Genomic DNA, 21,488 nt, shown 5'->3' with positions numbered 1-21,488 from the left:
AAGCAGATATGAATGTTCAGGACGCGAGCGGAAGGGTTCTGCCCTTCGATGTCACACATCGGCTCGTGCTGTCGATCGCGCTTCCGATGACCCTAGGCTTCATGACGACGCCGCTGCTCGGTCTTGCCGACACCGCCGTCGTCGGCCATCTCGGCCAGCCGGATGCGCTTGCGGGACTTGCGATCGGCGCGGTGCTCTTCGATCTCATCTTCGCAAGTTTCAACTTTCTGCGCGCCTCCACGACCGGGCTTACCGCACAGGCCTATGGCCGCCGTGACCGGCACGAACAGCAGGCGGTCTTCTGGCGTGCCCTGATCTCGGCACTCGGCTGCGGCTTCCTGATCGTCGTACTGTCGCCCGTCCTGCTCTGGCTCGGCATCAAGCTGATGGGGCCGCAAGGTGCCATTGCCGATGCAACACGCACTTACTTCTCCATCCGCATGCTCTCCGGCCCGGCGGCACTTGCCAATTACGCGCTGCTCGGCTTCGTGCTCGGTCGCGGCCAGGGCCGCATCGGGCTGCTGCTGCAGACCGTCATCAACGGCGTCAACATCGCGCTCGCCATCCTTCTCGGCCTCTGGCTCGGTTGGGGGGTTGCCGGCGTCGCCTGGGGCACGCTGATCGGTGAGGCGACCGGCACGCTGCTGGGGCTCGCCATCGTGATACGCAGCTTTGCCGCCGAAGAGAGGCCGGCGCGCGCCGAATTGCTGTCGCGCTCCAAGCTCACGCAGCTCTTCGCGCTCAACCGCGACATCCTCATCCGGACCTTCGTGCTGATCGGCGCATTCACGCTGATGACGCGCATCGGCAACAGCTTCGGCGCGGTGATGCTGGCCGCCAATGCGGTGCTGATGAACTTCTTCCTGCTGTCCGGCTATTATCTCGACGGACTGGCGAACGCCGCAGAGCAGATTACCGGCCGCTCAATCGGCGCCAACTATCGGCCTGCCTTCGAGCGCGGATTGAAGCTGACCGGGCTTTGGTCCTTCGGGCTGGCGCTTGCCGCTGCCGTGTTCTTCTTCACCGTCGGCCCGGCGCTGATCCGCCTGCTGACGACTTCGCAGGAGGTTCGCGCCGCTGCCGAAACCTATCTGCCCTGGGCAGCCGTCACGGGCCTGACAGGCGCTCTCGCCTTCCTGATGGACGGCGTCTTCATCGGCGCCACCTGGTCGCGCGACATGCGCAACCGGATGCTGATGTCCTTCGGCGGCTACCTTATAGCGCTTGCGATCCTCGTCCCGACGCTCGGCAATCACGGCCTGTGGATGGCCATGAACGCCTTCCTGCTGTTCCGCGGCATCTTCCTGGCCATGGGCCTGAAGAAGCGGGCCGATCAGACGTTCCGGTTCGCCCAGTAGTCCAGCCTGATGTCGCGCAGGTCGCGGATCGAGCCCGCACGCTCGCGGTCGAGCAGCTTCGACAGGCCGGCGACGATCTGGCCGGGCAAGCCCGGCCCTTCATAGACCATGCAGGAATAAAGCTGCACCAGATCGGCGCCTGCCTTGATCTTCTCCAGCGCCGTCTCGGCCGACGAGACGCCGCCGACCCCGATGATCGGGAGAGCGCTGCCGACACGGCGGCGCATCTTCGCCAGCACAATGGTCGACTTCTCGAAGACCGGCTTGCCGGAGAGGCCACCCGCCTCTTTCGCCTGTCGCTGATCCTTCAACCCATCGCGCGAAAGCGTGGTGTTGGAGACGATCAGGCCGTCCAAAGCGTGGGCCAAGGTTTCGGCCGCGATGTCGTCCATGCCCTCCTCGGTCAGATCAGGCGCGATCTTCAGGAAGACGGGGATGCGCTTGCCGGCCTTCGCTGCCTCCTCGTCGCGGGCGGCAAGCACGGCCGACAGCAGCGCCGACAGGCTTTCGCGCCCCTGCAGATCGCGCAGGCCCGGCGTGTTGGGCGAAGAAATGTTGGCGGTGAAATAGCGCGCCACGGAATAGAAGCGGCGGATGCCGGTGACGTAGTCGGCGATGCGGTCGACGCTGTCCTTGTTGGCACCGATATTGACGCCGATGATGCCCTTGCCGCGAACAGCCTGCAGCCGGCGGAGAGCCGCTTCATGACCTTCATTGTTGAAGCCGAGGCGGTTGATGACGCCCTCGTCCTCGACGAGACGGAAGATGCGCGGGCGCGGATTGCCGGGCTGCGCCTTCGGCGTCACCGTGCCGATTTCGGTAAAGCCGAAACCGAGCTTCAACAGGGCTTCCGGCACCTCGGCGTTCTTGTCGAAGCCGGCCGCCATGCCGATGGGATTGGCGAAGTCGAGCCCGGCGACGGTCTGGCGCAGGCGCGGATCGGCGCTGACGCGGCAAACCGGCACGAGGCCGGACTTCAGCGCCGCAATCGACATGCCATGCGCCGTTTCCGGATCGAGGAGGAAGAGGCCGCGCCGGCCGAAATCACGAAAGGCTCCGATCATTCGGCCATCTCCGGAAAGACATGCGCACCATCGGAACCGATCGGCAGCGGCTTTTCCCAGAGCACCGCCGAAAGCGGCAGCGGCGCGTAGAGATGCGGGAAGAGATCGCCACCACGCGAGGGCTCGAACACCAGCTTCTCGCCAAGCACATCGCCGTCGATCGCCACCAGCAGCAGCCCTGCCTGGCCGGCGAAATAGAGCTCCGCGGTTTTCACCGCCTGCCTGGCCGTGGACAGATGAATGAAGCCGTCGGTCAGATCGATCGCCGCGCCATTAAAAACACCGGTTTGTCTGGCCTGCTGCCAGAGCGCGTCCGGCACGATCTTGTAAACAACTGGCATCGCGGTCATCATCCCTATGTGAACATTTGCTCTAATAGGGCTTTGCACGAAAACCGCCGTCGATGTCCACGGGGAAACGTGCGCGAAGATGCACAGTTAAGCAGAAAATCCGGAGGATGACATGACGAAGGAAATGAGAATCGGCATCGCGGCCCTGCTTCTGCCCGCCGCTGTTCTTCTGACTGCACCCGCACTCGCGGCCGAGCCGGACGCAACGCGCTTCCAGCTGGAGCGAAGCGGCGATCATTTCGTCCGCCTCGATCGGCAGACCGGCGCGATGTCCATCTGCCAGGATCAGAACGGCAACCTCGTCTGCCGCATGGCCGCCGACGAGCGCGCCGCCTATGACGACGAGCTCGACCGTCTCTCCGACCGCGTGACCAAGCTTGAAAAGACCGTTGCCTCCAACAACGGATCAAGCCTTCCGAGCGACGCCGATGTCGATCGCACGCTCGGCATCATGCAGAAATTCATGCGCGGCTTCATGGGCATGGCGAAGGAATTCCAGAACGAGCAGCCGGACACCAAGCCGCAGCCACAGAAGACCTGAGGCCCGGGATAGCTGGGCGATGAAAGCACAGGGATAAAGGACCGTATTCCTATCTCGCCCTTTACTCGCCAAAATGCCTCGGTTAACCTTTTTGCAATGAGTTGAGCGCCGGGCCATCCGGCGCGCGGATGCTGAGCGGCGATGCTGTCACATGAGCAGATATGGGGTGCGATAGACAGGCTCGCCGAGCGATATGCCTTGACGCCCTCCGGTCTGGCACGCCGCGCCGGGCTCGATGCTACGTCCTTCAACAAGTCGAAGCGGTTGAGCCAGGACGGGCGCCTGCGCTGGCCATCGACGGAATCGATCGCCAAGGTGCTGGATGCGACAGGCGCGAGCCTCGAGCAATTTCTGGGTTTCCTGCGGAGTGGCGAGATGTCCGCCCAGGGAATTTCACCAGCCGGCAGCTCCATTCCGCTTATCGGTTTTGCCCAGGCAGGCGCCGGCGGTTTCTTCGATGACGGCGGCTTCCCGGCGGGCCAGGGCTGGGATATGGTGGAATTTCCCGCCGCGACCGGGCATGAGGCCGGCGTCTATGCGCTGGAGATACAGGGTGAAAGCATGCTGCCGCTTTACCGCGACGGCGACATTCTGATCGTCGAACCAGGGGCTCAGATCCGGCGAAACGACCGTGTCGTGGTCAAGACCCGCGAAGGCGAAGTCATGGCCAAGGTCTTGCTGCGGCAGAGTGCACGCTCGATCGAGTTGATGTCGCTCAACCCCGAGCACCCCAACCGCAGCTTCGATCTGGCGGATGTGGAATGGATCGCCCGGATCATATGGGCAAGCCAATAGGAAAGTTTTCTCGGTATGCGTCGTAATATTTTGCTTGGAGGTGTGGCGGGCGCGGTGGTCGGTTCGTGGTTGACGCTGATCGTGGTCCAGCTGGGAGAGCATGGCTTTTCTCTGCCCCACCGAGGCGCTAGCGGCGCGGTGACGGAAAATCGGCCGGCGACAGCGCCGGCGGAAACCGCCAAGGCCGATCTCACGCCTGCGAAGAATAATGAGGCGCCAAAGCCCATCGATACAGCTAAGCAGGACGATACGACCTCCAATAAAACGCAGCCGGAAGATCAGACCGGGGCGCCGCCCGCCAAGCCGGCCGTGGAGATAGCGCCTGGCAGCGATGTGAGTAAGGCTGAGGAAAACAACGCAGTCACTGCTCAGCCGGCAGTGGCGCAAGAGAGCAAGGCCCTTCCCGCCACAGCGCAGTCGACCAATGTTTCGGCAAAGCCGAATGAGGCGCCGCCGGCACGGTTCTTGAAAAACACGGACACGCCCTCGGACCAGACTTCAGGGCCAACCGAAGTCGCGGCGGACAAGGCCAGCGCCGCATCGACATCGCCGGAACCTGCGCCTGCCGACCAGGCTAAAGTAGATCCGACGCCGGACAACCGGATGCCGGCCGATCAGATCGACAGGCAGGCGGCTGCATCCGAACATCAGACCCTTCCGCCCCGGCCTCAGTCGGAGCAGGCTTCGCTCGGTGATGCGCAGAAACCTGAGGAGCAGATAAAGCCCATCGAGCTTGTCCGACCCTTCGCAGATCAGGCTGGTGTGCTGACCATTGCGGGCAGGAGCGTGCAGCTCACCGGCATCATCCCGACCGATGTCGATCGGATGTGCACCGGCCCGAGCGGCAAAAGCTGGCCTTGCGGACTGGCTGCCCGCACCGCATTCCGCATGTATTTGCGCGGACGCACCATCGACTGCGACCTGCCGAGCGCGACCTGGCAGGGCACGGTGAAAGGTGCCTGCCGCTATGTTCGCGTCGATCTCAGCGCCTGGCTCGTGCGTTTCGGCTGGGCCGAGCCGGAACCCGGATCGCCGCTGGCGCCGCTTGTCGACGAAGCAAAGCAGAAGCAGCGCGGCATCTATGGGGACGACCCACGAAAGACTGGAAAATCAACCCTTGGACCTGCTTTGCCCAAGGAAGATCCGCTCAATCCAATCTGACGCCTTGCTTCCGCCACCAGCTTTTGCCATGAGACGCGCGACTTTTCAGTCTGCCAAATTCGAAGGACTTCGCCTGTCATGAACAAGCCGCTTTCCGCTCACGAGGCCCTCATCTACGTCATGGTACTGGCCTCGGCCGTCGATCGAACGATGAACGACCGGGAACTCAGCCGAATTGGAGAACTCATCCACGCCCTGCCGGTTTTCAAGGGTTTTGACGACGAGACGCTGATCTCGGTCTCCCGCGATTGCGCCAAGCTTCTGGCGAACAATGAGGGGCTCGATATCGTACTTGAAACCGTGCGCGACACCTTGCCGGCCCGGCTCTACGACACGGCGTATGCACTCGCCGTGGAAGTCGCGTCGGCCGATCTGTCGGTCAAGGCGGAGGAATTGCGCCTTCTCAGCCTGCTTCGCGACCGCCTGGGCCTCGACAAGCTCACCTGCGCGGCCATCGAGCGCAGCGCGATTGCCCGCTACCGCAAGGCCTGATCAATAGAGCCCGTAAGGGAAATAACGCAGATAGATTTCCTGCAGCCTGCCATCGCGGGACAGAGTGGCGAGGGAATGATTGATCGCCGCCGTCAGATCGGCGTCCTGCTGACGCAGCATGATGGTCATGCCTTCGCCGAGGAACTGCTGGGAGAGATAGGGACCGTCGAAAAGGGCGCAGCATTTTTCCGCCGCCGGCGACGATACCCAGAAGGACAGCTGCAAGCCGTCGGCAAAGGCGGCATCGATCTTGCCGTCCTTGACGGCCGCCAGAAGAGCCGCCTTGTCGTCAAACGGCACCGGCTTGATCGCCGGGAAGAAAGCCGCCATCATAGCCTCGTGCATCGTCCCCTTGACCACGCCGACGGGGTGTCCGGCAAGCGATGCGGCTGTCGTGCCGCTGATCGGAGCCTTGAGGTTGCGGACGAAGCGAGCCGGCAACGTCAGGAAGGGGCGTGAAAAGGCGAAGGTCTTGCGCAGCTCCGGGGTCACGGCGACGCCGGCAATCACCGCATCGCCCTGCGAAGCCGCGAGCGCCCCCTGCAATTCGTTGAACGGTAACGCCTGGATCTGGCATTTGTCCGATATGCCGAGTTCGTCGCAGATCTTGCGGGCGAGCTCGACATGAAAGCCTGCGAGCTTGCCGTTCTGATCGACGAAATTGAAGGGCGGGAAATCGATCGAGGTCAGAAACCTCAATCTCACCAAAGAAGACAGATCAGGCTTCGGCAGTCGCTCGCGCGCATCGAACAGGATCGGCAGGCTCGGCGGCTTGGCTTCCTGGGCGGCAAGCGGCAAGGCGCACGACATGGCGATCAGCGCCGCGCGCGCCAGAAGCTTCGTTGCGGAGGTTGGCGACGAAAGGCAAACACGAATGGTGATGATCCAGCCTCCGGTCGTGTGTATCGATCCCTGATTCACCAACCGATGTAGCAGAGTCATGCCGCAGGGGGAATATCGCGCCAAGGAATGATGGCGGCAGCGTCCGCAAGATGAATGGCGGACGCCTGCCGCACCGGTCGGTTGCGAGATTTTGAACAAGCACAAAATTGCCGTGGGAATTCGGCCACATAAGTGCCCTCGTTAGCGGTCGATTAAGCTCTATTGATTGTACTCGCGGCATCGACGACGTCGGCCCGGCAGCCGATCGCATGATGCAAGTCGTCCGAGCCTTCTTCGCAAGGTATCCCGCAAATTCGGCTTCGTCCGCGCATATCAGGCGGCGCAATCCTCACCGTCCTTCCAAGACGAGCGGACCCTTGCGCATTCTCCTCGATAAGGCGCGGCACCCAAATGGACCATCATGTTCAGGAACCTGAAAATCAAAACCAAGATGCTTGCCGTGATCCTTTTTCTCGGCCTCGTCTCATTCGCCGGCCTGCTGTATATCGCCGGCGAGTCCCGCAAGGCGGACCAGGCCTACAACGCCTTCCTCGATCGGGAAGCCATTGCGGCGACGGAAGGCGCGCGCTCGAATTCGGCCGCACTGGCTGGGGTATTGCAGGCAAGCCTGATGCTGAATTTCGATCCCGGCAGCGATGCCTTCAAGACGGCGGCGACGGCGAGCAGCAGCTATTTCAGCGAGGCGAAGGATAGGCTGAAGCATGCCGAGAGCCTTGTCCCCGCCCGGAAGCAGCCCATCGACGCGATCCTCGCCGGACTGGATGACTTGCAAACGCTCACGAACAAGGCGATCGAGCAGCGCAAGAATGGCGACGCCAAAGGCGCCGAGGCGGGCATGGCCGTGGTCAACGACGAACTGCTCAAGCTGATGGCGCAGATGCAAGCCAATGGCGATGCGCTGGCAAACCGAATGAACAACGGCGGCGATGCCTTGTCGGCGGAGGTCAACAGCGCCATCGATTATACGCTCGGCGCCCTCGGTGCCGTGACACTTCTCTCCCTGATCTTCGGCATGTATGTCGCGCAGAAAAGCATTGCTGCGCCGCTGATGCGTCTGCATCACCGCATGACGACGCTCGCCGGCGGCGATACGGCAAGCGAAATCGAAGGCCACGACCGTCGCGACGAGATCGGCCAGATGGCATCCGCCGTCGTCGTGTTCCGCGACCACGCGATAGAACGCGCGCGGCTCGCGGCGCAGGCCGAAGCCGACCGGACGCTCAGCGACAGCGAACGCGCTCAACGCGAGGTTCGGCAGGCTGCCGAGGCAGCGCATCTGCAGCAGGCCGTTCAAGCGGTCGGCGATGGCTTGAAGCGTCTTGCGGAAGGCGATCTCGTGACGCGCATCGACACCCAATTCGTCGAACATCTCGATCAGCTCCGGCAGGACTTCAACAACGCGCTCCTCAAGCTCGACGGGGCAATGCATGCGGTCGGCTCCAATGCCCGCGCCATCAACGCCGGCGCCAACGAAGTCCGTGGCGCGGCCGACGAGCTTTCAAGGCGCACGGAACAACAAGCGGCATCCGTCGAGGAAACCGCCGCCGCGCTGGAACAGATCACCACGACGGTCAAGGACGCCGCCAGGCGTATGCAGGAAGCAAGTCAACTCGTCGTCCATACGCGCGCAGGCGCGGAGCGGTCCGGCGAGGTCGTTCGCAATGCCGTAGAAGCCATGCAGCAGATCGAAAAATCCTCCGGTGAGATCAGCAACATCATCGGCGTCATCGACGAGATCGCCTTCCAGACCAATCTGCTGGCGCTGAACGCCGGCGTCGAAGCCGCCCGCGCCGGCGAGGCCGGCAAGGGCTTTGCCGTGGTCGCCCAGGAAGTGCGCGAGCTGGCCCAGCGGTCCGCCAATGCCGCCAAGGAGATCAAGACGCTCATCGCCACCTCCGAAACGCATGTCCGGACGGGCGTCGGCCTGGTCAACGAAACCGGCAAGGCACTCGACGCCATCGTCTCGGACGTGCAGGAAATCAACCGGCATGTACACGCGATCGCCGAAGCCTCGCGCGAGCAGTCGGCCGGCCTGCAGGAGATCAATACCGCCGTCAACGCCATGGATCACGGCACCCAGCAGAACGCCGCCATGGTGGAGGAAAGCACGGCTGCGAGCCACAGTCTGGCGACCGAGGCCGCCTCTCTGGCGGCACTCATCGGCCAGTTCCGCACGAGCGGCGGCGAGGCTGCACATGTACGTGCGGCGCCTGCCGCAACCAATGCGCCGCGGCCCACTGTGCGACCCCTGCCACGACCTGCGCCAGCTCCCGTCATCCGGGCTGTCGACGGCGTGAAGGCACGTCCGACCCCCTCGCCGGCGCGCGCGCTCGGCCAGAAATTGCTGAGTGCGTTCAGTGGCAATCAGCCACCGGCCACGACGAGCAAGGACGCGGACTGGACGGAATTCTGAGAACGCCGCGATCCTAAACCATTTGGCGAATAGACTGCAGGCGGCACGTCTTAACGAATGCCGCCTGTTTTGACACGTCAATGCCTATCGGTTTGTCAATCTCTTCGAAGAAGGAAGCTGCTCGATATTTTCGGCAGTGGAGTTGTCTTTCTGTCCGCGCCATTTCAGCAATCTGGCGGGCGCACCGACATAGATGCCGTATGGCTCGGTCTTCCCCTTGACGACGGCATTCGCGCCGATGACGCATCCCCTAGCGATATGGGAGCCGCCCAGGATCTTCGCTCCCGCGCCGATCCAGACATCATCCTCGATGACGACAGGCTTCCTCGTGAGACCCTGCTGGCGGATGGGCTGGGTGAGATCATCGAAATTGTGATCGAAGGATACGACCATGGCATGGGCGGCGATCCGCACATCGTTGCCGATCGAAATCCCGCCACTGCCCAACAGAATTGTGTACTCGTTGAAGGAGACGTGATTGCCGATATCGATGTTGCCTTTTTGCGCATCGATGACGACGCCCTTGCGGAAATGCCCCTTTGCGCCGATGCGAACACTGCCGCGCTTCCAGATGATCGTCGTTCCCAGCGGAATTTTCGTGCTGCGCGATATCGTGAGCACGCCACGCACAAAGATCGCCTTCAATCTGTAGAACCATACAATGCCGCGCATAAGGACGCTCCTTTCAAGGGGCACTCCTTTTGCCATTCTTGTCTGGCACCCACCTGAATGAGCCAGCATATGGCGACGCGGAGGCGAGGCGGCAAGTGTTGCCGTTTTCTTGCATCCTTCACCTACGCTCCGCAAGGCCTGTGATCAAGGCAACCGCGCCAAAGCCTGCGGCCGCTGCACAGACGGCAACCCAGCCACCAAAATCCCATGCGGTGCCGGCAAGCGCCGAGCCCAGCGCGCCGCCGAGAAAGAAGATGCCGACGAAGAGGCCATTGATGCGTCGAGCTGGCGAAGCCATGAGCGCCGATTTGCACATGTCGCTGGTATCACGCGGTCTCGGTATCGGCGTCCTGACACCGGCGGCGCTATCGGAAAGCCGCTGGCGCGATGCCGTCGAGGTCATCGAGGCGCCGGATTTCAGCTCGAAAGTCGTCAACTGGCTGGTGCATCGCCCGCCGGCAGGACCCCTCGCCCGCCCGATCGCAACCTTCGGCGAAGCGCTGAAGGTTGCGCTGAAAACAAGAGGCCGTTTTTGACAAGGGCAAGTTGGAGCGGGTGAAGGGAATCGAACCCTCGTATTCAGCTTGGGAAGCTGCTGCTCTACCATTGAGCTACACCCGCCTGACACCCTGAGATGTCCAACAGTTGGCGGTCTCTGTCAAGGCCAGTCGCCAGCCCCTCAGAGCCGAAAGTGCTTCGACAGCTTCAGGCCCTGCGCCTGATAGTTCGAGCCGAGGCCGGAGCCGTAGAGGCTGCTCGGCTGTTCCAGCATGTGTTCGTAGATCAGGCGCCCGACGATCTGGCCGTCCTCGAGGATGAAAGGCACCTCGTGACTGCGCACTTCGAGCACGGCGCGGCTGCCGCGGCCGCCGGACGGCGCGTGGCCGAAGCCCGGATCGAAGAAGCCGGCATAGTGGACGCGGAATTCGCCGACCAGCGGATCGAAGGGCGTCATCTCGGCGGCATAATGCGGCGGCACATGCACGGCCTCGCGAGAGACGAGAATATAGAATTCGTCCGGGTCGAGGATCAGTTCGGTGCGGCCGCGGCTATAGAGTGGCTCCCAGAAATCGAAGATATCGTGCTGGGCCTTCTTGTCGACATCGACAACGGCGGTGTGATGCTTGCCGCGGTAGCCGATCAGGCCCTCCTTGTCGCCGGCAAGATCGATCGACAGCGCGATGCCGCCGCCGGTGATGTTCGGCTTCTTGCTGGCCACCAGCGTTTCGGTCTCGTGCAGGGCCAGCAGTTCCGGCTCGGTGAGCACGGCCTGGCCGACGCGAAAACGGATCTGCGACAGGCGCGAGCCGCGGCGCACGACGATCGGGAAGGTGCGCGGGCTGATTTCCAGATAGAGCGGGCCGGAATAGCCGGCCGGGATCTTGTCGAACTCCTGCGCCCGGTCGGTGATGACGCGGGTGAAGATATCGAGGCGGCCGGTCGAACTTTTCGGATTGGCCGACGCAGACATGTCAGCCGGCAGATCGAGGCGCTCCATCAGCGGCACGATATAGACGCAGCCGGTTTCCAGCACAGCGCCTTCGGAAAGATCGATGACATGCAGCTTCAGCCGGTCGAGCTTGTCGGCGACGAGATGCGACGGGCCGGGCATGAAGCTGGCGCGGACGCGGAAAGCATGCGCGCTGAGCCGAAGATCGAGGCTCGCCGGCTGGATCTGATCGGCGTCCAGTTCCCGTTCGCTCGTCAGCCGCCCCGCGTCAAAAAGCGCCGCAATGGCGCGATCGGCTAGAATTCCAGTATTGCGAGCCATCATGCCTCATCCCCGGCACACAATCCTGCAAACCATAGCGCGATCTGAAGGGTCATGTGCAAATTCCAAGTGTTACCGTGATCCTTTGCGCAGCCTACGGGCGCCAGGCACAGTAATTTGTCGCAGACAAAACCAAACTCAGGGAATTGACGCAAGCGATCAACGGCAGTATTGCAACTTATCCCGTGGTGATTTGGCCGGTCGGCTTGCAGCCACGTTAAATAAGTGGCTAAAAAGACCGGGTTGAAACCGGTCTGCAATTGCGGCCGGTTTTTTTGTTTTGAAAGTGGTGATGGCATGAGCAAGACTTGGCGCCCCGCAACCCAGCTCGTTCACAGCGGAACGCTCCGTTCGCAATTCGGCGAAACATCCGAAGCAATCTATCTGACCCAGGGCTTCGTCTACGACACCTCGGAAGCGGCGGAAGCACGCTTCAAGGGCGAGACGGATGGGTTCATCTACGCCCGCTACGGCAGCCCGACCAACGACATGTTCGAAAAGCGCATGTGCGCGCTGGAAGGCGCGGAAGATGCCCGCGCCACGGCCTCGGGCATGGCCGCCGTCACCGCCGCCATTCTCTGCCAGTTGAAGGCCGGCGACCATATCGTTGCCGCTCGCGCGCTCTTCGGCTCCTGCCGCTGGGTCGTCGAAACGCTGGCGCCGAAATACGGCATCGAATGCACGCTGGTCGACGGACGTTTCGTCGAAAACTGGGAAAAGGCCATCCGTCCCACGACCAAGGTCTTCTTCCTGGAAAGCCCGACCAATCCGACATTGGAAGTGGTCGACATTGCCGCCGTCGCCAAACTCGCCAACCAGATCGGCGCCAAGGTCGTGGTCGACAACGTCTTCGCCACCCCGCTCTTCCAGAAGCCGCTGGAGCTCGGCGCCCATATCGTCGTCTACTCCGCCACCAAGCATATCGACGGCCAGGGCCGCTCGCTCGGCGGCGTCATCCTTTCCGACAAGCAGTGGATCGACGAGAACCTGCAGGATTATTTCCGCCACACCGGCCCGGCCATGTCGCCGTTCACCGCCTGGACGCTGCTGAAGGGCATCGAGACACTGCCGCTGCGCGTCGCGCAGCAGACGGCGAATGCCGCCAAGGTGGCCGATTTCCTTGCCGGGCACCCCGGCAAGGTCGCCCGCGTGATCTATCCCGGCCGCAAGGATCACCCGCAGGCCGATATCATCGCAAAGCAGATGACCGGCGGCTCGACGCTGGTGGCCTTCGAGCTGAAGGGCGGCAAGGAAGCGGCCTTCAAGCTGCAGAACGCACTGGAAATCGTGCGGATTTCCAACAATCTCGGCGACAGCAAGAGCCTGATCACTCATCCGGCCACCACGACGCACAAGAACCTCACCGACGAGGCGCGCGCCGAACTCGGCATTTCGCCGGGCACCGTGCGCTTCTCCGCCGGTATCGAAGACAGCGAGGATCTGGTCGAGGATTTCGCCCGCGCTCTGGAACAGGTCTCCGCCTGATATCAATCGACAAGCCGCCCGGAGATTTTCCGGGCGGCCCGACCTGCCCTGAGCAGGCCATGATGCAAGCAGACGGCCAGCGTCAGCTCGCCGCCTTGTATTGAACCTTGCCGGCATGCAAGAAGAACAGCTTGTCGAAAAGCGCGAGATCCAGCGGGTTCGGCAGACGAACGTCATCGAGATCGGGCAATGGCTTCAGCGCCGGATCGTATGAACGGTCGATTTGCGAGATGAACACGACGATCACGCCCTTGTCGCGCGCGAAGGCCTTCAATGCCCGGACCTGGGTCATCAATTCTGGCTTCTCCCGCTTCTGATCGAGTATCTGCAGATAGTCGACCACCGCCAATGTGCCGCGCGGCACTGAGGCCAATTTGCGAGTGATGTAATCGGCACTTATGGCATCGGAACTGTCGAGCTCGAACAGTTCCCTGAACTCGGCCTGATCCACGCCGATGATCCGAAAGCGATCCAGGACGACCTTCTCCGTATCCTCCAGCGTGAAGAAGGCGCTGCGATTGCCAGCCTTCATGGCTCCGACGGCGAGCTTGAGGCTCATCAATGTCTTGCCCTGGCCGGGCCGCGCGCCGACCAGCACCAGATCGCCCGGACTCAAGAGCGAGAACAAATCGTCGGCGGGTACGGCCGCTTGCGTCTTGGCCGCAAGCAAGCTCCAGCCTTGAAATCCTTCGCGGGCCGCTACGCGATCCAGCGCGGCATGCAAAGGAATATTCTGTTGACGCGACAGCAGCCGCGCCTTGCGCTTCAAATGATAAACAGGGGCGGAAAGCCTCATTGTAAACCTCCTATTGCGAGCAATGACCGCAACCCCTCCTTATGCCCGGCGCTCAAACAGTCGGTTTGATGATCGACAGCCCCGCATGAAGTATACTTTCCCGGATGGAGGGGGGAGGCACGGGCCATGCCAGAATCAGATGATAGCCGAAATCCCCTCGCCGGGAAATCGCAGAGAAGCGCTTCTCGGGGAACACAAGACCGGTTTGGGAATTATATGATCTAGAGATTTGGATTGAGGCGTGGCGGACATGACAATCGAGTCTCAAGTCAACCTGCAATTTCCGTAAGCGTTTCCGCCCATGGAGGGTATTCGGGCAGCAGTATGCGGGATAACAGTGAAAGAGAAGCGGCCTGTGATACTTTTGGCTGCGGCCTATTAACCTTCGATATTAGCCGTAATAGCTAAAAACCGGGATGCTCCGGCCGATCACGCGGGTTTTCACCGATCCGTTCCTTGACGGAATAGGTTGCTTGTAGGATACCGCTAGAGATCCTGCATTTGCGGGACGGTGGAAAGCGGATAATATGCCGCAGACTTAAAGATACTGAGGCTTTTCCAGCGTTTGTCCGACGCTTGATGCTCCAGCGCAGTGGTAAGGTATCAGGCATGTATCGCGCCCTAACACGCGACATAGAAGTGGTCGTGGAGCCGTTTTATCTGGAGGAGCAATCCGATCCGGATGACGATCGCTATGTCTGGGGGTATCGCATCATCATCTCCAACCACTCGAAAGTTTCCGTTCGGCTGGTGACGCGCTATTGGCATATCACCGACATGAACGGAATAGTCGACGAAGTGACCGGCCCCGGCGTCGTCGGCGAACAGCCGCATCTGCGGCCTGGCGACACCTATGAATATTCCTCAGGATGCCCGCTGGACACACCCTCGGGAATGATGTTCGGCCACTACCAGATGGAGACGGATGACGGGGAACTTTTCCATGTCAAGATCCCCGCCTTCTCCCTCGATACGCCCAACCTGATGCGCACGCTGAACTGAGCCCGATCAGGCCACATTTATCTCGGCTGCCTCGAAGCGGTACGTGGTCGAGCAGAATTCGCAGGTGACGGCGATTTCGCCGTTCTCCTGGCTGGCCTCGATCTCCTCGGCCGAGAACCCCTGCAACACGCCCTTCAGCTTGTCGCGCGAACAGGAACAGCGGTCGAAAACCGCCTTTGGTTCGTAGACGCGCACGCCGCGCTCATGGAAGAGGCGGAACAGCAGGCGCTCGGTGCCGACAAGCGGATCCGTCAATTCATCGGCATCGATGGTCTCCACCAGGCTGCGTGCTTCCGCCCAGGCATCGTCCTCGACATGATCACGCATGCCGCTATCGCCATCGCCGCCATGGAGATCCGGCTGGCGCATGCGCTCCGGCGCTTCCGGCAGAAACTGCGCGATCAGGCCGCCCGCCCGCCAGCGATGCCGCGGCTTGCCGTTCTCGTCACGATCGAAAAGTTCTGCGGCGCCCAGGCGAACCCGAGTCGGTATCTGCTCCGACTGGCGGAAATAAGTGCCGGCAATCTCCTCGAGCGAGGCGCCGTCGAGAGCGACGATGCCTTGATAGGGTTGGCTGTAGCGACCCTGATCGATAGTGAAGGCGAGCACGCCCTTGCCGAGCAGCTGTTCCGGCTCGGTTTCACCGGCGGCGATCGCCTTTGCCAGAGCCTCTTCATCGAAACGAGCGTAGGCGCGGACATTTTCCGGCGTCGAGAAATCGGCAACCAGGAGGTCGACGGGACCGTCGCTCTTGGTCTGCACGGTGAACTTGCCCTCGAACTTCAGCGAGGTTCCGAGCAGGACGGTCAGGACGATGGCCTCGGCCAAAAGCCGGGCGACCGGGGTCGGATAGTTGTGCCGGGCAAGAATTGCGTCCAGCAACGAACCAAGCTGTACGGCACGACCGCGCACATCGAGCCCTTCCACCTGGAAGGGAACCACGTGATCGTCACCGGCAAAATCAAACTGACCCAGCGAGGCTGCATTTTCGGCCATTGCTCTACTCCTACTGCGCCCGCGCCCTCAGACGCGGTTTCATATCCTCAGATTGCGCCCAGGCACCAAGCAAGAATCGACTTTTGCGCATGCAGGCGGTTTTCCGCCTCATCGAAAACAACGGATTGCGGACCATCGATCACTTCATCAGTCACTTCCTCCCCGCGATGGGCGGGCAGGCAATGCATGAACAACGCGTCCTTGCCGGCCTGTGCCATCAAAGCCGCGTTGACCTGATAGGGCTGGAAGACGTTGTGACCGCGGGCCCGGTGTTCCTGATTCATGGAAACCCAGGTATCGGTTACCACGCAATCGACACCGGCGACCGCACGGTCGGCATCATGCGAGAGCATGATTTCGGCGCCCTGGTTGCGGGCCCAGTTCAAATAGTGATCCTTGGGCTCGGAACCAAGAGGTACCGCCATGTTCATGCGATAGCCGAACCGCGCCGCGCCTTCGATCAACGAATGCAGCACGTTGTTGCCGTCGCCCGTCCAGGCAATGGTCTTGCCCTTGACCGGGCCGCGATGCTCCTCGAAGGTCATGATGTCGGCCATGATCTGGCAGGGATGCGTATCGTCGGTCAGCGCGTTGATGACCGGAACGGTCGCATGCTCCGCCAGTTCCAGCAGGCGCGAATGATCGGTCGTGCGGATCATGATCGCATCGACATAGCGCGACAGCACCTTCGCCGTATCGCCGATCGTCTCGGCGCGGCCGAGCTGCATTTCGGTTCCGGACAGGAAAAGTGTCTCGCCACCGAGCTGGCGCATGCCGACGTCGAAGGAGACGCGGGTCCGTGTGGAAGGCTTCTCGAAGATCATCGCCAGCATCTTGCCGGCAAGCGGCTTGTCGGCGGTACCCGCCTTCAACGCCCTTTTTCGCACGATCGCGTCATCGATGATGTGGCGCAGATCGGCGGCCGCTACGGCCGAGAGATCGAGAAAGTGTTTCGGAGAAGCCATGTCCTCACCTGTACTCCAGAAAAAACAATAACGCCCGCATAGGGCAAGAACGCCCCGACTGCGGGCGTCGAACTTAGGCTGATTTCTTGACGCGGGCGGCGCGTACACGCTCGGCCGCACGCTCGATGCGAGCAAGACCTTCGCGCGCTTCCTCGGCGGTCACGACCAGCGGCGGCAGCAGGCGAATGACATTGTTGCCGGCCGGAACACCCAGCAGATGCTCGGCGCGGATCGCCTGCAGCAGATCCGCTTGCGGGATGGCTGCCTTGATGCCGAGCATGAGACCTTCGCCGCGGATGTCCTCGATGATATCCGGGAAGCGATCCTTGAGCGAGGCAAGGCCCTGGCGGAAGACCAGCGCCATATCACGCACATGCTCCAGGAAGCCATCGGCCAGCACGATATCGAGCACCGCATTGCCGACCGCCATGGCAAGCGGATTGCCGCCATAGGTCGACCCGTGCGTGCCGGCCTTCATGCCGGAGGCTGCCTCTGCCGTTGCAAGGCATGCGCCGAGCGGGAAACCACCGCCGATACCCTTGGCCACCGCCATGATATCGGGCTTGATGCCGGCCCATTCATGGGCGAAAAGCTTGCCCGTGCGGCCGACGCCGCACTGTACTTCATCGAGCACCAGGAGCAGACCGTGCTCGTCGCAGATATCGCGGAGACCGCGCAGGAATTCGTTGGTCGCCGGGCGGATACCGCCCTCGCCCTGCACCGGCTCGATCAGGATCGCAGCCGTCGCATCGGTGATTGCGGCACGAACCGCATCAAGATCGCCGAAAGCCACCTGGTCAAAGCCGGGGGCCTTCGGGCCGAAGCCTTCGATATACTTTTCCTGGCCACCGGCAGCGATCGTCGCGATGGTACGACCGTGGAAAGCACCTTCGAAGGTGATGATATGGAACTTCTCGGGATGCCCGTTGGCAAACTGATAGCGCCGCGCCGTCTTGATGGCGCATTCCAGCGCTTCGGCGCCCGAATTGGTAAAGAACACCTTGTCAGCGAATGTGGCTTCCGTCAGCCGCTTCGAGAGCTTCTCCTGACCGGGCACTTCGTAGAGGTTGGACAGGTGCCATACCTTGTCAGCCTGCGCCTTCAGCTCGGCCACGAGATGGGGATGCGCATGACCGAGCGAATTGACTGCCACACCGGCCGCGAAATCGAGGTAGCGTTCGCCATTTTCCGTGATCAGCCAGACGCCCTCGCCTCGCTCGAACCGCAGCGGAGCGCGCATATAGGTGTCATAAAGCGCCGCTGTCTCGGCCATGGCGTATCTCCTCGATCACAACCCTAAGGACCAATCGCTTCCTTTCCATGAAACGGGTCCGAAAAAATCAAAAATGCCGCCTTGCGGCGGCGTGGGCACTATTGATGTTTTGCACCGCGATGTCAACAAAACTGGCGATTTAGCAGGTGCGAGAGAGCGGCCGCGGCCGAACGGGATGCGTTGGCCGGATCATATTGCATAAATGCCACGCCAGGACAGCAAGTTGGGGAAAACCTCGAAATCGATTCCTCAAGATTCCCGCGACTCTTGTCACGGAGTCAGCCTCACACTAGGTTAAAAACCAATTGCTAGACTGCATGCGGCGGAACTAGTCACCACAATTTTAGAGCGTTTCGCGCCTCGATCCTATGCGGGGCAATGGTGAAGGATTCTGCCATCGGAAACGCGACAGCGGAGACAGGGCATGAATTGGACAGACGAACGCGTCGAGAAGCTTAAAAAGCTATGGTCCGAAGGGTTGAGCGCCAGCCAGATCGCGGCGCAGTTGGGCGGTGTCAGCCGTAACGCCGTCATCGGCAAGGTGCACCGCTTGAGCCTGCCGGGCCGAGCGAAGGCGGGCGGCACGGCGACCGCTGCCCGAACGCCGAAGCGCGGCGCCTCGGCGCCCCGCGCATCGAATTATACATCGCGCGTCGCAACCCGCACGGTTACCCGCCAGCAGGGCGCGACCATGCTCAAGGAAGAGATTGAGGTCGATGCGGTCAACGAGATCCAATATCGTCCGGCTGCCAACGTCGTCGTTCCGATCTCTCGGCGCCTCGTCCTGACCGAGCTGACGGAACGCACCTGCAAATGGCCCGTCGGTGACCCGCTGAAGGACGATTTCCACTTCTGCGGCAACGAGAGCCCGGATGCATCGCCCTATTGCGGCTACCATCAGCGCCTGGCCTACCAGCCGGTGCATGAACGGCGTCGGCCAGCTCAACCGCGCGGCTGAGATGCCCCATAGAACAATTCCGGGAAAAGTGCGAAGCGGTTTTCCGTCCGGAATTGCGTAAAAACAATAGCATAGAGCGGTCACGCGAGTCCGTGAAACGCGTAACCGCTCCAGATAAGATAAACGAAACGGGCCGAAAGGCCCGTTTTCTGTTTCCGCCGCTATGTCGACGCCTGAACGGGCGTACCCGCTCAAGCTTCCATGGAGTAACCCGCACCGCGAACGGTGCGGATGACATCCTGCATATTGGAGAAATTGAGCGCCTTGCGCAGGCGGCCGACATGCACGTCGACGGTACGTTCGTCGACATAGATATCGTGTCCCCATACGCCGTCGAGCAGCTGCGAACGCGAGAAGACCCGGCCCGGCGAGGACATCAGGAACTCCAGCAGGCGGAATTCCGTCGGTCCCAGCCGCACTTCGCGGCTCTTGCGGTGAACGCGATGGGTCTCGCGATCCAGCTCGATATCGCCGCAACGCAGTACCGTGGAGAGAACCTCCGGGCGGGCGCGCCGCAGCATCGCCTTGACGCGGGCCATCAGCTCCGGCGTCGAGAACGGCTTGACGACGTAATCGTCCGCGCCGGTGGAAAGACCGCGCACGCGCTCGCTTTCCTCGCCGCGGGCCGTCAGCATGATGATCGGCAGGCGCTCCGTCTCCGGCCGCATACGCAGCCGGCGGCAGAGCTCGATGCCGGATACACCGGGGAGCATCCAGTCAAGGATCAGAAGATCGGGGATGCGCTCCTGGAGACGCAATTCGGCTTCATCGCCTCTGAGGATCGTATCGACCTCGAAGCCCTCAGCCTCGAGATTGTAGCGCAGCAGAACGCTGAGCGCTTCCTCGTCTTCTACAACAGCAACTCTCGGAACCATGCGCCTCTGGTCTCCTTTTCTTCGCTTCCAGATTATTCCGTCACCGCGCCAACGGTGTTGGCGGTATCATCCTTCGGGCGCTCGCCTTCTGGCTGGGCGCCGGTCGCCATGTAATAGATCGTCTCGGCGATGTTGGTGGCATGGTCGCCGATGCGCTCGATGTTCTTGGCGCAGAAGAGAAGATGCGTGCAGGTGGTGATGTTGCGCGGATCTTCCATCATGTAGGTCAGCATCTCGCGGAAGAGCGAGGTGTACATCGCGTCGATTTCCTCGTCGCGCTCTCGGATCGACACAGCCTTGTCCGGCGAACGGGTGGCATAGACGTCAAGCACTTCCTTGAGCTGGCTGAGCGCCAGTTCGGAGAGATGCTCGATGCCGCGGGCAAGCCGCCGCGGAACGCCTGTGCCCTGCACGGCGATGACGCGCTTGGCGGTGTTCTTGCCGAGGTCGCCGACACGCTCCAGATCGGAAGCGATGCGGATCGAGCCCATGATCTCGCGCAGGTCGGCGGCCATCGGCTGCCGGCGGGCGATGGTGACGATCGCCTTGTCGCCGACTTCCCGTTCCGCATGATCGAGAATGACGTCGTCGGAAATGACCTTCTGCGCAAGACTGGTATCGCTTTGGACCAGTGCGCGAACGCTGTCGCTGACCATTTGCTCGGCCAGACCGCCCATTTCCGCAATGCGGCGCGTCAGGAACTTCAGGTCTTCGTCATAGGCAGAGAGAATGTGAGTGGAGACCATTTTTCTATCCTCAAGGTGAACTGTGTGAAAGGAGCCGCGCGCACGGCATCATCAACCAAAACGGCCCATGATGTAATCCTGCGTGCGGAAATCGTCGGGATTGGTGAACATTTTATCGGTATCGTTCTCCTCAACCAGATGGCCGAGATGAAACATTGCGGTGCGTTGCGAAACGCGGGCTGCCTGCTGCATGGAATGCGTCACGATGACGATGGTGAAGTTTTCCCGCAGCTCATGGATCAGATCCTCGACCTTTGCGGTTGCGATGGGGTCGAGCGCCGAACATGGCTCGTCCATCAGGATGACCTCTGGACTGACGGCGACCGCGCGAGCGATGCACAGACGCTGCTGTTGGCCGCCGGACAGGCTCGTGCCGGCATCATAGAGCCGATCCTTGACCTCGCCCCAGAGACCGGCTTTCTGCAGGCTGGTCTCGACGATATGCTCGAGATCGGCTTTCGAGCTGTGCAGGCCATGGATGCGTGGTCCGTAGGCGACGTTCTCGTAGATCGACTTCGGAAACGGGTTGGGCTTCTGGAAGACCATGCCGACGCGCGCGCGCAGCTCCACGACATCGATGCTGTTGTCATAAACATCCTGATCGTCGAGCGTGATCTTGCCGGTGATGCGGCAGGTCTCGATCGTGTCGTTCATGCGGTTGAGGCAACGCAGGAAAGTGGACTTGCCGCAGCCGGAAGGACCGATCAGCGCCGTGACCGTATTGGCGCGAATGTTCAGGTTGACATCGAAGAGCGCGCGCTTGTCGCCGTAAAAGACCGAGACGTCCTGGCCGATCATCTTATAGGGGATCGTCATCATCTTCTTGGCTAATGCTCTTTCGCCCGCGGCTTCCGTCATCATGTTCATTTGGT

General features: G+C 61.6%; 23 protein-coding genes, 1 tRNA gene and 1 riboswitch. Of the genes, 10 read left to right on the top strand and 14 right to left on the bottom strand.

The window, feature by feature from the left end; translation table 11 throughout:
* The first annotated feature begins 8 nt into the window (after positions 1-8).
* On the top strand, positions 9-1,358 hold the full coding sequence (locus FHT28_RS27640) for an MATE family efflux transporter (RefSeq protein ID WP_168597957.1): 1,350 nt from the start codon (positions 9-11) through the stop codon (positions 1,356-1,358).
* Here FHT28_RS27640 and FHT28_RS27635 read toward each other — a convergent pair.
* Positions 1,334-2,422: a quinone-dependent dihydroorotate dehydrogenase gene (locus FHT28_RS27635; protein WP_168597956.1), complete on the bottom strand. Its 1,089-nt coding sequence runs from the start codon at positions 2,420-2,422 to the stop codon at positions 1,334-1,336. The genes FHT28_RS27640 and FHT28_RS27635 overlap by 25 nt on opposite strands.
* On the bottom strand, positions 2,419-2,775 hold the full coding sequence (locus FHT28_RS27630; RefSeq protein ID WP_092575096.1) for a DUF952 domain-containing protein: 357 nt from the start codon (positions 2,773-2,775) through the stop codon (positions 2,419-2,421). The genes FHT28_RS27635 and FHT28_RS27630 overlap by 4 nt, the downstream gene beginning before the upstream one ends.
* A gap of 109 nt (positions 2,776-2,884) precedes the next feature.
* Between FHT28_RS27630 and FHT28_RS27625 the strand changes: the two genes are divergently transcribed.
* From FHT28_RS27625 to FHT28_RS27610, 4 genes are all read left to right on the top strand, one after another.
* Positions 2,885-3,313: a hypothetical protein gene (locus FHT28_RS27625; protein ID WP_168597955.1), complete on the top strand. Its 429-nt coding sequence runs from the start codon at positions 2,885-2,887 to the stop codon at positions 3,311-3,313.
* Positions 3,314-3,454: 141 nt separating this feature from the next.
* Entirely contained in the window at positions 3,455-4,108 is a 654-nt protein-coding gene (locus FHT28_RS27620) for a helix-turn-helix transcriptional regulator (protein ID WP_047641046.1), read from the top strand.
* A 15-nt stretch (positions 4,109-4,123) separates the two neighbouring features.
* Positions 4,124-5,269 carry a thermonuclease family protein gene (locus FHT28_RS27615; RefSeq protein WP_168597954.1) on the top strand — a complete coding sequence of 382 codons (1,146 nt, stop codon included), beginning with the start codon at positions 4,124-4,126 and terminating at the stop codon, positions 5,267-5,269.
* A 78-nt stretch (positions 5,270-5,347) separates the two neighbouring features.
* On the top strand, positions 5,348-5,761 hold the full coding sequence (locus FHT28_RS27610; RefSeq protein WP_034513789.1) for a tellurite resistance TerB family protein: 414 nt from the start codon (positions 5,348-5,350) through the stop codon (positions 5,759-5,761).
* Here the strand turns inward: FHT28_RS27610 and FHT28_RS27605 are convergent, their stop codons facing one another.
* Positions 5,762-6,571, bottom strand: a complete 810-nt coding sequence (locus tag FHT28_RS27605) for a transporter substrate-binding domain-containing protein (protein ID WP_244655111.1) — start codon at positions 6,569-6,571, stop codon at positions 5,762-5,764.
* A gap of 493 nt (positions 6,572-7,064) precedes the next feature.
* On the opposite strand from FHT28_RS27605, the gene FHT28_RS27600 reads away from it, so the two are divergent.
* Positions 7,065-9,077, top strand: coding sequence for a methyl-accepting chemotaxis protein (locus FHT28_RS27600; protein ID WP_168597952.1), 2,013 nt, complete (start codon positions 7,065-7,067; stop codon positions 9,075-9,077).
* Positions 9,078-9,161: 84 nt separating this feature from the next.
* On the opposite strand, the gene FHT28_RS27595 is transcribed toward FHT28_RS27600, so the two are convergent.
* Positions 9,162-9,749, bottom strand: coding sequence for an acyltransferase (locus FHT28_RS27595; protein WP_168597951.1), 588 nt, complete (start codon positions 9,747-9,749; stop codon positions 9,162-9,164).
* A gap of 118 nt (positions 9,750-9,867) precedes the next feature.
* Positions 9,868-10,047: a hypothetical protein gene (locus tag FHT28_RS27590; protein WP_047641048.1), complete on the bottom strand. Its 180-nt coding sequence runs from the start codon at positions 10,045-10,047 to the stop codon at positions 9,868-9,870.
* Here FHT28_RS27590 and FHT28_RS27585 point away from each other — a divergent pair.
* Entirely contained in the window at positions 10,046-10,285 is a 240-nt protein-coding gene (locus FHT28_RS27585; protein ID WP_246704968.1) for a hypothetical protein, read from the top strand. The genes FHT28_RS27590 and FHT28_RS27585 overlap by 2 nt on opposite strands.
* An 11-nt stretch (positions 10,286-10,296) precedes the next feature.
* On the opposite strand, the gene FHT28_RS27580 is transcribed toward FHT28_RS27585, so the two are convergent.
* Positions 10,297-10,370: transfer RNA gene (locus tag FHT28_RS27580), tRNA-Gly, on the bottom strand.
* Between the two features lie 58 nt (positions 10,371-10,428).
* Complete coding sequence (locus FHT28_RS27575; RefSeq protein WP_037203141.1) at positions 10,429-11,523, bottom strand: 2'-deoxycytidine 5'-triphosphate deaminase; 1,095 nt, start codon at positions 11,521-11,523, stop codon at positions 10,429-10,431.
* A 172-nt stretch (positions 11,524-11,695) separates the two neighbouring features.
* Positions 11,696-11,774: riboswitch (SAM riboswitch) on the top strand.
* 43 nt (positions 11,775-11,817) lie between these two features.
* Between FHT28_RS27575 and FHT28_RS27570 the strand changes: the two genes are divergently transcribed.
* Positions 11,818-13,005, top strand: a complete 1,188-nt coding sequence (locus FHT28_RS27570) for an O-succinylhomoserine sulfhydrylase (RefSeq protein WP_047641049.1) — start codon at positions 11,818-11,820, stop codon at positions 13,003-13,005.
* Positions 13,006-13,087: 82 nt separating this feature from the next.
* Here the strand turns inward: FHT28_RS27570 and FHT28_RS27565 are convergent, their stop codons facing one another.
* Positions 13,088-13,801, bottom strand: coding sequence for a DNA helicase (locus tag FHT28_RS27565; protein ID WP_037203136.1), 714 nt, complete (start codon positions 13,799-13,801; stop codon positions 13,088-13,090).
* A 609-nt stretch (positions 13,802-14,410) separates the two neighbouring features.
* Here FHT28_RS27565 and apaG point away from each other — a divergent pair.
* Positions 14,411-14,803, top strand: coding sequence for a Co2+/Mg2+ efflux protein ApaG (apaG, locus tag FHT28_RS27560; RefSeq protein ID WP_047641050.1), 393 nt, complete (start codon positions 14,411-14,413; stop codon positions 14,801-14,803).
* A gap of 6 nt (positions 14,804-14,809) precedes the next feature.
* Here apaG and FHT28_RS27555 read toward each other — a convergent pair whose 3' ends face one another.
* From FHT28_RS27555 to FHT28_RS27545, 3 genes are all read right to left on the bottom strand, one after another.
* Positions 14,810-15,799: an Hsp33 family molecular chaperone gene (locus tag FHT28_RS27555; RefSeq protein WP_047556104.1), complete on the bottom strand. Its 990-nt coding sequence runs from the start codon at positions 15,797-15,799 to the stop codon at positions 14,810-14,812.
* A 47-nt stretch (positions 15,800-15,846) separates the two neighbouring features.
* Complete coding sequence (gene argF / locus FHT28_RS27550; RefSeq protein ID WP_037203131.1) at positions 15,847-16,764, bottom strand: ornithine carbamoyltransferase; 918 nt, start codon at positions 16,762-16,764, stop codon at positions 15,847-15,849.
* A 73-nt stretch (positions 16,765-16,837) separates the two neighbouring features.
* Positions 16,838-18,037 (bottom strand): aspartate aminotransferase family protein, encoded by a 1,200-nt coding sequence (locus FHT28_RS27545; protein WP_047641052.1) that lies wholly within the window; start codon positions 18,035-18,037, stop codon positions 16,838-16,840.
* A 424-nt stretch (positions 18,038-18,461) separates the two neighbouring features.
* Between FHT28_RS27545 and FHT28_RS27540 the strand changes: the two genes are divergently transcribed.
* Positions 18,462-18,995, top strand: a complete 534-nt coding sequence (locus FHT28_RS27540) for a GcrA family cell cycle regulator (protein ID WP_037203127.1) — start codon at positions 18,462-18,464, stop codon at positions 18,993-18,995.
* 191 nt (positions 18,996-19,186) lie between these two features.
* Here the strand turns inward: FHT28_RS27540 and phoB are convergent, their stop codons facing one another.
* Genes phoB through pstB form a run of 3 tightly spaced genes read right to left on the bottom strand, consistent with a single transcriptional unit; the run spans position 19,187 to position 21,483 of the window.
* On the bottom strand, positions 19,187-19,870 hold the full coding sequence (gene phoB / locus FHT28_RS27535; protein WP_004128368.1) for a phosphate regulon transcriptional regulator PhoB: 684 nt from the start codon (positions 19,868-19,870) through the stop codon (positions 19,187-19,189).
* A 32-nt stretch (positions 19,871-19,902) separates the two neighbouring features.
* Positions 19,903-20,616, bottom strand: coding sequence for a phosphate signaling complex protein PhoU (phoU, locus tag FHT28_RS27530; RefSeq protein ID WP_037203126.1), 714 nt, complete (start codon positions 20,614-20,616; stop codon positions 19,903-19,905).
* Between the two features lie 51 nt (positions 20,617-20,667).
* On the bottom strand, positions 20,668-21,483 hold the full coding sequence (gene pstB / locus FHT28_RS27525; RefSeq protein ID WP_047641053.1) for a phosphate ABC transporter ATP-binding protein PstB: 816 nt from the start codon (positions 21,481-21,483) through the stop codon (positions 20,668-20,670).
* Positions 21,484-21,488 lie beyond the last annotated feature (5 nt).

The sequence above is a fragment of the Rhizobium sp. SG570 genome, assembly GCF_012275345.1.
Taxonomy (GTDB): Bacteria; Pseudomonadota; Alphaproteobacteria; order Rhizobiales; family Rhizobiaceae; genus Rhizobium; species Rhizobium lusitanum.
The sequence above is the reverse complement of the archived record's forward strand: the minus strand, read 5'-3'. Positions and strand labels throughout refer to the sequence as shown.

What these genes read in the sequence shown, in the direction of transcription:
- FHT28_RS27640 (WP_168597957.1), top strand. Translation starts at nt 9, where the DNA reads ATGAATGTTCAGGACGCGAGCGGAAGGGTTCTGCCCTTCGATGTCACA.
- FHT28_RS27635 (WP_168597956.1), bottom strand. Translation starts at nt 2,422, where the DNA reads ATGATCGGAGCCTTTCGTGATTTCGGCCGGCGCGGCCTCTTCCTCCTC.
- FHT28_RS27630 (WP_092575096.1), bottom strand. Translation starts at nt 2,775, where the DNA reads ATGATGACCGCGATGCCAGTTGTTTACAAGATCGTGCCGGACGCGCTC.
- FHT28_RS27625 (WP_168597955.1), top strand. Translation starts at nt 2,885, where the DNA reads ATGACGAAGGAAATGAGAATCGGCATCGCGGCCCTGCTTCTGCCCGCC.
- FHT28_RS27620 (WP_047641046.1), top strand. Translation starts at nt 3,455, where the DNA reads ATGCTGTCACATGAGCAGATATGGGGTGCGATAGACAGGCTCGCCGAG.
- FHT28_RS27615 (WP_168597954.1), top strand. Translation starts at nt 4,124, where the DNA reads ATGCGTCGTAATATTTTGCTTGGAGGTGTGGCGGGCGCGGTGGTCGGT.
- FHT28_RS27610 (WP_034513789.1), top strand. Translation starts at nt 5,348, where the DNA reads ATGAACAAGCCGCTTTCCGCTCACGAGGCCCTCATCTACGTCATGGTA.
- FHT28_RS27605 (WP_244655111.1), bottom strand. Translation starts at nt 6,571, where the DNA reads ATGTCGTGCGCCTTGCCGCTTGCCGCCCAGGAAGCCAAGCCGCCGAGC.
- FHT28_RS27600 (WP_168597952.1), top strand. Translation starts at nt 7,065, where the DNA reads ATGTTCAGGAACCTGAAAATCAAAACCAAGATGCTTGCCGTGATCCTT.
- FHT28_RS27595 (WP_168597951.1), bottom strand. Translation starts at nt 9,749, where the DNA reads ATGCGCGGCATTGTATGGTTCTACAGATTGAAGGCGATCTTTGTGCGT.
- FHT28_RS27585 (WP_246704968.1), top strand. Translation starts at nt 10,046, where the DNA reads ATGAGCGCCGATTTGCACATGTCGCTGGTATCACGCGGTCTCGGTATC.
- FHT28_RS27590 (WP_047641048.1), bottom strand. Translation starts at nt 10,047, where the DNA reads ATGGCTTCGCCAGCTCGACGCATCAATGGCCTCTTCGTCGGCATCTTC.
- FHT28_RS27575 (WP_037203141.1), bottom strand. Translation starts at nt 11,523, where the DNA reads ATGATGGCTCGCAATACTGGAATTCTAGCCGATCGCGCCATTGCGGCG.
- FHT28_RS27570 (WP_047641049.1), top strand. Translation starts at nt 11,818, where the DNA reads ATGAGCAAGACTTGGCGCCCCGCAACCCAGCTCGTTCACAGCGGAACG.
- FHT28_RS27565 (WP_037203136.1), bottom strand. Translation starts at nt 13,801, where the DNA reads ATGAGGCTTTCCGCCCCTGTTTATCATTTGAAGCGCAAGGCGCGGCTG.
- apaG (WP_047641050.1), top strand. Translation starts at nt 14,411, where the DNA reads ATGTATCGCGCCCTAACACGCGACATAGAAGTGGTCGTGGAGCCGTTT.
- FHT28_RS27555 (WP_047556104.1), bottom strand. Translation starts at nt 15,799, where the DNA reads ATGGCCGAAAATGCAGCCTCGCTGGGTCAGTTTGATTTTGCCGGTGAC.
- argF (WP_037203131.1), bottom strand. Translation starts at nt 16,764, where the DNA reads ATGGCTTCTCCGAAACACTTTCTCGATCTCTCGGCCGTAGCGGCCGCC.
- FHT28_RS27545 (WP_047641052.1), bottom strand. Translation starts at nt 18,037, where the DNA reads ATGGCCGAGACAGCGGCGCTTTATGACACCTATATGCGCGCTCCGCTG.
- FHT28_RS27540 (WP_037203127.1), top strand. Translation starts at nt 18,462, where the DNA reads ATGAATTGGACAGACGAACGCGTCGAGAAGCTTAAAAAGCTATGGTCC.
- phoB (WP_004128368.1), bottom strand. Translation starts at nt 19,870, where the DNA reads ATGGTTCCGAGAGTTGCTGTTGTAGAAGACGAGGAAGCGCTCAGCGTT.
- phoU (WP_037203126.1), bottom strand. Translation starts at nt 20,616, where the DNA reads ATGGTCTCCACTCACATTCTCTCTGCCTATGACGAAGACCTGAAGTTC.
- pstB (WP_047641053.1), bottom strand. Translation starts at nt 21,483, where the DNA reads ATGAACATGATGACGGAAGCCGCGGGCGAAAGAGCATTAGCCAAGAAG.